Here is a 6,806-nt window from a genome sequence, read left to right as displayed (position 1 = left end):
AGCGAGTGGGACTGGCGCGAACTGATCGAAGCCAGCTGCCGCGAGCATAGCCTGAGTCTGCGCTGGTTCCCGGTGCGGGATGCCGCGCGCGGCATCCTGTGGCAGGAAGGCATGCTGTTCCGGCCCGCGATGGGCGGCCTGCCGGCGATCAACGCGATGCGGCTGGTGTCGCACAGCCTGCGCCTAGGCCTGAGCCATCTGGCCGATCTGGAGGCGCTGAGGCTGGCCTTGGCCGACGCGCCGGGCCCCGCGCTGGCGGTGAACCTGTCGCCTGCCTCGCTGGCGGCCAAAGGCTTTCAGTCGCAGGTGATGGACATACTGGGCGGCAGCCGGGCGACGGTATCCTTCGAATTCGACGAGGCGGGCCTGGACGAGCATTGGGGCGCCTTCCTGGCCTTCGGCGAGGCGGTGAAGGGCGCCGGCCACCGGCTGGCGGTGGAAATCCGCGGCCATAGGCTGGAGTTGGTCGCCCGGCTGAACCAGGCCGGCATCGATTACCTGGTGCTGGACGGCGCGCTGACGCGCGGCATCCATCAGGACGAGGGCCGGCAGGTGCTGGTCAAGGGCGTGCAGCGGATGACGTCGCTGATGGGCGCCAGGCTGATCGCCAAGGGGGTGGTCAGCGAAGCCGACGCGAAACGGCTGCTAGAGCTGCGCGTCGATGGCCTGACCGGTCCGGCCGTGGCGTGACGCCGCTTTTCCGGCCGGGGTGATAGGCAGCGTCCGCCGCGGTTCCGCGGCGGGCAGCCGCCGCCAGCCGGGTCGTTTTCATGCCGGACATCTCTGCCGGCGCGACATTTCCCTACCTCTTCTTTCATTCCACGGGTCCGCCACGAGACGGCAGCGCCGCGCTCCGTCGACGCGGACATGGATGGCTTTTTCCCGCCATGCCGCGATGGACGCAAAAAAGCCCCCCGCGTGGGCGGGGGGCTGCCGGCATCGGGCTGCGCGCCTCAATCGGTGTGCAGCTGGCCGTGGTTCAGCAGATTCTTCAGCACCTGCGCGTCGCTGAGTGTCGCGCCCTGGGTCAGATCGACATTCTGCAGCACGATCTGCTGGGTGACCGGCGTGCCCTGGCCCTGGTGATGAACGTCTATCACCGTGTTGGCGCCTTCCTTGTGGAAGTTCAGGTAACCCTCCAGGCTGGCCGCGTTATGGCTTTCGCCCTGCAGCAGGTCTTTCAGGTCGAGCACGTCCTTCTCGCCATGCTGGCCGAAGTCGGTGATCACGTCCCGCGCCGGCTTGGCCGCGGTGCCCTGATCGCCCAGCGACCACTTGAAGGTGTCGACGCCGGCGCCGCCGGTCAGGATGTCGTTGCCGGCGCCGCCGCGGATCAGCTCGCTGGCGTCGGTGCCCGTCAGCCGGTTGTCGCCGGCATCGCCCTGGATCAGGCGCTGGTTCGGGTCCAGCGCCGACAGATCGATGTGCAGCCTGGCGCTGGACAGGTCGCCGTCGGCATCCCGCACCGTATAGGTGAAGGTATCCGTCTGTCCCTGGCCCAACAGCTTGCTGTCGCCGGTGAAGGTGTAGTTGTAGCTGCCGTCCGCGTGCATCAGCAGGTCGCCGAACTGGCCGTGCAGGATCGCTTCCACGCCGCCGTTGCCGGCCTGGCCGCCGCTGGCGCAAGCCACCACCTTCAGGCCGCCGTCGGCGCCGGCAGCGTCGTTCTGTAGCACGTCGCCGCCGGTGGCCGGATGGTGGAAGTCGCTGCCTTCGACGATGCGCGCCATGATGCCGAAGGTGGAGTTGGCGTTCTCGGCGGTGTGGATTTCGTTGCCGATATGGCCCTTGCCATCGTCGAATCCCAGGATCTGCAGGATGTACTGCCGGCCGTTGTATTCAAAGGTCTGGCTGGCGTTGTCGATGGTGACGATGTCCTTGCTGGCTTCGTAGTCGCGGCTGTTCGGCGTCTCCTGGTGGTTCAGGTGGACGAGGAACTGCTGCGGCTGCGCGCCCAGCATGAACGACAGGCCCAGCGTGGCGTTGCTGATGCCGGAGTTGCCGCTGATCTCGTAGTTCAGGTGGGTGAGGTCGCCCAGCTTGAAGGTTTGGTTCAGCGGCAGCGTGTTGTTCAGCTGGAGGTCGTTGTCGCGGAAGCTGTAGCCGGACTGCTGGCCGTAGGTATCGCCCCAGCGCAACTGGTTTTTGCCATCGTCGTTGCCGCCCTGGTTGAAGGCGCTGACGCGGTGGCCGCCGTCCCAGTCCACCCAGTTGCCGACGATGCCGTTGCTGCTGATCTTCAGGTCGCCGCTGAGCACCGCCAGGCTGGCGCGGTCGTCGGCCGCCAGCGGCGCGTCGTTGACGATGGCCACGTTCAGCTTGTCGCTGGCGCTGCTGCCGTCGCGGTCGCGCACTTCCACGTTGAGGCTGTCGATGAAGCGCTCGCCCGCGTTGACGCCGGCGTGGCCCAGCGTGTACTGGTAGCCGAGCTTGCCGCTGGCGGCGTCGAAGGAGGTGACCTTCAGCGCGCCGTAGGCGGTGTTCAGGATGCTGCCGGTGAGCCTGCCGTCGGCGCCGACCACTTCCACGCCGCCGATGCGGATGCTGGCCACGCCGTCCGGCGCGTTCACCACGAAGCTGCCCTGCTGGGTCAGCTGGGCGGCGTCCGGCGCGGTGCCGGCGGCCAGATGGCTTTCCAGCACGATGGCGTCGCTGCCGCCATCCAGCGCATGCAGTCCGGACAGGGTGACCGGATGGTCGACCGCCTGGATGGAGACGCTCAGGTTCTGGCTGCTGCTGGCCTGGCTGTGGTTGGACTGCTCGGTGGCCGTGGCGGTGACGGTGAGGTTCAGCTGGCCATGATAGCCGGCCGGACCCTTCAATTGCAGGCTGTCCAGGCTCCAGTTGCTGACATCCAGCCGGCCGGAACCATCCACCGTCGCCTGGTGGCCGGACGCGTCTTTCAGCACCGCGCCGCTGGGCAGGCCGGACAGGGAGACGTTCAGCGTTTCCGAGCCGTCGCGGTCGACCAGCGAGGCGCTGATGCTGCTCAGCTTGATGAAGTTGCCCTCATAGCCGACGTTGTCCATCGCCTTGAAGCTGAGGTTGTCGAGGATGGCGCCGTAGGAGTCGCCATCCTTGGCCTCGAACATCAGCCGGTATTTGCCGTCCTCGGCGATCGGCAGCGCCACCTGCTGGTCGCGCAGCCAGCCGGTGCTGGTCGGGTTGAAGTCGTACAGCACGGTGGCCTTGCCGGTGGGATGGCCGCTGGCGTCGAGCGCGATCAGCTTCACCTGCAGCTGCGAGCTGCTGACGTAGTTGGTGCGAGCGGAGATGTCGAAGCCCAGCTGGTAGAAGCGGCCGGCTTCGCACTGGATGTCGGTGTACAGCGTGCGGTCGCCCGGGCCGTTCTCGATTTCCAGCACCTTGTTGGCCGAGCTGCCGCCGGTGTAGGTGCGCTCGGTACCCACTTCGATCAGGCCGCGGCCGTTGTCGGTGTTCCACACGCCTATGGTGTTGGCGCCGCCGATCTTGTTGACCGCCACGTCCTGCCGCCATTCGCGGCCGCCCAGGTTGACGTCCTCGAAGTTGAGCGAAGCCAGCGACGAGTAGCCGCCCAGCGACAGCTGCGGCGCGTCGGCCACGGCTTCGACGTGGATGGAGGCCTTGGCCGGGCTGGCGTCAACCGCGCCCTGGTTGTCCTTGGCCGCGTAGCCGAAGCCGGTGTCGCCGCTCCAGTGCGCAGTCGGCTTGAAGTAGACGGCGCCGCCTACGGTGTCGCCGGCCTTGACCACCTGGGTGCCGGCGGCGTCGCTGTACAGCGTGCCGTTGGTCGGCAGGTCCTTGATCACGAAGCCGGAGACGCTGCCGTCGCCGTCCTTGCCGGACAGCGCGACGCTGATCAGCGGCTGGTCTTCCAGGCCGGACGCGGACACGTCGAAGGTTTCCGGCGCCATGTTGGCGGCGTTGGCGCCGGCATGGCCGGTCGCGGTGTCGCCGTTGCCGGTTTCACGTGAAACAGCGTCGACGCCGATGGACAGCGCGCCCTTGACGCTGCCGGGCACCTCCAGCTGCAGGCCGGACAGCTTCACGTCCAGCGCCTTGGCGTCCCAGTGGCCGGCCTGGGCTATGGTCAGCGAGCCGTCCTTGCCTATGGTGCCGATCAGGTTGTGCTGGTTGTCGAACAGCTGCGAGCCGGCGTACTTGGCGTCCAGCCGGATGACGATGCTGTCCAGCACTTCGCTGCCGTCGCGGTCCACCAGCGAGGCGCTGATGTCGATCGGGTAGCGGGTGAGGTCCGGTCCTTCCTTGGCCCAGTCCTTGCCGTTCCAGTAGTAGGTGCCGTCCTTGAATTGCAGCCGCTCGATGTCGTACAGGCTGTCGTGGCCTTCGCCGGCGTAGGGGGTGGCCGCGGTGGTCTGTTTGTCGGTCACTTCGAAGAACACGCTGCCGCCGGCGCCGATGACCGGGCGGGTGACGGTGTAGTCCTTGAAGTTGCCGGCATAGACCGCGGTGTCGACGCCGTCGCCGCCGTACAGGCTGTCGTCCCCCTTGCCGCCGATCAGGATGTCGTTGCCCTTGCCGGCGTACAGCGTGTCGTTGACTTCATTCGGCTTGCCGCTCAGTTGGTTCAGGTTGCCGTCGTCGCCGATCAGCACGTTGTCCGCCTTGCTGGTGTCCAGGTAGATGGCGTCGTTGCCGCCCATGCCGCGGACGGCGAAGCCGGTGTCGGTCTTGCCGCGCAGGTCGGCGAACGAGTTGTTGCCATCGTCCAGCGTGATCGCGTTCTTGCCGTATTCGGCCGCGGTTTTTTCCCACGATTCGAAGTTGCGGCCGCCGACATAGGGGCTGCCCGGCTGGTAGCTGCCCTGGCCGATCTGCACGCCGACTACCGGCGCGTCGGCGACCGGAGTCATGGTCAGCGTCAGCGTCGAGCTGCTGCCGGTGTTGGTGGTGTAGCCGATCTGCGGCAGCTCGCCGGCGTAGTGCGCGGCCGGGGCGAAGCTGTAGCTGCCGTCGGCGTTGACATGCAGCAGGCCCTTGCCGTCCAGCGCCACATCCACGCCCTGCTTGCCCAGCTGGTAGGTCTGGCCCGCCACGGTGACGCTTTGCACGCTGAGCTTGCTGTCCACGTCGTAATCGTTGGCCAGCAGGCCGTGGGCGGCGTCCACCGCCAGCGTTTTGTCTTCGACCACATTGCCGCTATCCGGCTTCAGCACCGACGGATCGTCAACCGGCGTGATGCCGACGTGGATGGTGATGGTGTCGGTGGCGCCGGCCTTGTCGGTGACCGTCACCTTGAAGCTGTCGCTGCCGTTGTAGTCCTGGCTCGGGGTGTAGGTCCAGCTGCCGTCCTTGCCCAGCACGACGGTGCCGTGCTGCGGGTTGCCGCTGGCGGTGTAGCTCAGCTGGTCGTTGGTGTCCACGTCCTGCGCGCGCAGCTGGCCGCTGACCGGGGTGTCCTCGGCGGTGGTGACCTGGATGCCGCCGTCCTTGGCGAAGCCGTGCGTCTGGTCGCCGACGAAGACCGGCGCGTCGTTGGTGCCGTGCACGTCGACGCTGATCTTGTGCTCGGTGCCGTCCTTGGCGTAGACGGTGAATACCTCGGTGCGCGTTTCGTCCTGGCCCAGGTACTGCACCTTGGCGTTGTCGACCTGGTAATGCCAGTGGCCGTCCTTGTCTATCGTCAGCGTGCCGTAATTGCCGGCATGGCTGTCGACGCGGTCGGTGTCGAACGCCGCGCGGCCCTTGTCCGGCGTGGCGATGTCGAGCTTGCCGCTGTGGACCAGCATGCCGTCTGCGCTGACGGCGACATCCTCGGTGACGGCGCCCTTGTCGTTGCCGGTGATGACGGCGAAGTTGTCGGTGCCGTAGACCGTGATGTTGACGTTGTGCGAAGTGCCGTCCAGCGACTGGACCGGGAAGGTGTAGTTGATCTTGTCCTGGCTGGTCAGCTCCTGCGCCGCGTCGTTCAGCGTGAACGTCCACTGGCCGGTGGCGCTGTCGAAATGGAAGGTGCCGTATTTGACTTGCACGTCGGCCTGCGGGCGGAAGGCCGCCTCGCCGGCATCCACATCCCTGACCAGCAGGGTGCCGGTGGCCGACGGGAAGGTGCCTTCCACCAGGGTGGCGCCGTCGGTGCCGCCGAACACGGCCGGATCGTTGACGCCCTTGATGGTAACGGTGATGTCGTGCGAGGTGCCGTCCTTGGAGTAGACGGTGAACACCTCGGTGCGGGTGACATCCTGGCCCAGATACTGCACCTTGGCGTCATCGACGCTGTAATGCCAGTTGCCGTTGGCGTCGATGGTGATGCTGCCGAGGTTGCTGGTCTTGTTGTCGACGCGGCTGGTGTCGAACACCGACTGGCCCTGGTCGACGTCGGACACGTTCAGCTTGCCGATGTAGTCCAGGGTATTGGTCGAGGAGACGTTCTTGTCCTCGGTCACGCTGCCGGTGTCGTTGCCTGAGAAGGTGGCGGCGTCATTGGTGCCCAGCACCTGGATGGACACCACCGCGCTGCCGGTGCCGTCCTTGGAGAGGACGGTGAACTGCAGCGGCACCTTGTCGCCTTCGCCCAGCGCCTGCACCTTGGCGCTGCTGTTGTCGATGGTGAAGGTCCAGGTGCCGTCGGCATTGGCCTGGAAGGTGCCGTAATCGGTCACCTGCTGATATGGCTGCAACTGGGCCTGGCCCTGGTCGGGGTCAATCACGGTCAGTTTGCCGCTGGCCACCGTCTGAGCCACGGTGTCTTCCTTGACGACGCCGGAGCCGATGTCGCCGGCGCCATGGCCGACGTCGGCGGGATCGTTGACGCCATTGATGACGACGGTGATGTCGTGGGCGGTGCCGTCCTTGGAGTAGAC

General features: G+C 66.7%; 2 protein-coding genes. One reads left to right on the top strand and one right to left on the bottom strand.

Annotated elements, in window-relative coordinates; all coding sequences use genetic code 11:
• Positions 1 to 690: EAL domain-containing protein (locus ACY3GB_RS13690; RefSeq protein WP_463089223.1), on the top strand; the 690-nt coding region annotated here is incomplete at its 5' end.
• A 263-nt stretch (positions 691 to 953) separates the two neighbouring features.
• Here ACY3GB_RS13690 and ACY3GB_RS13685 read toward each other — a convergent pair.
• Positions 954 to 6,806 (bottom strand): VCBS domain-containing protein (locus tag ACY3GB_RS13685; protein ID WP_463089222.1); only part of this gene is annotated, 5,853 nt, incomplete at its 5' end.

The organism is Chromobacterium sp. Ag138 (genome assembly GCF_055181315.1).
This window is presented reverse-complemented; position numbering and strand designations above follow the sequence as displayed.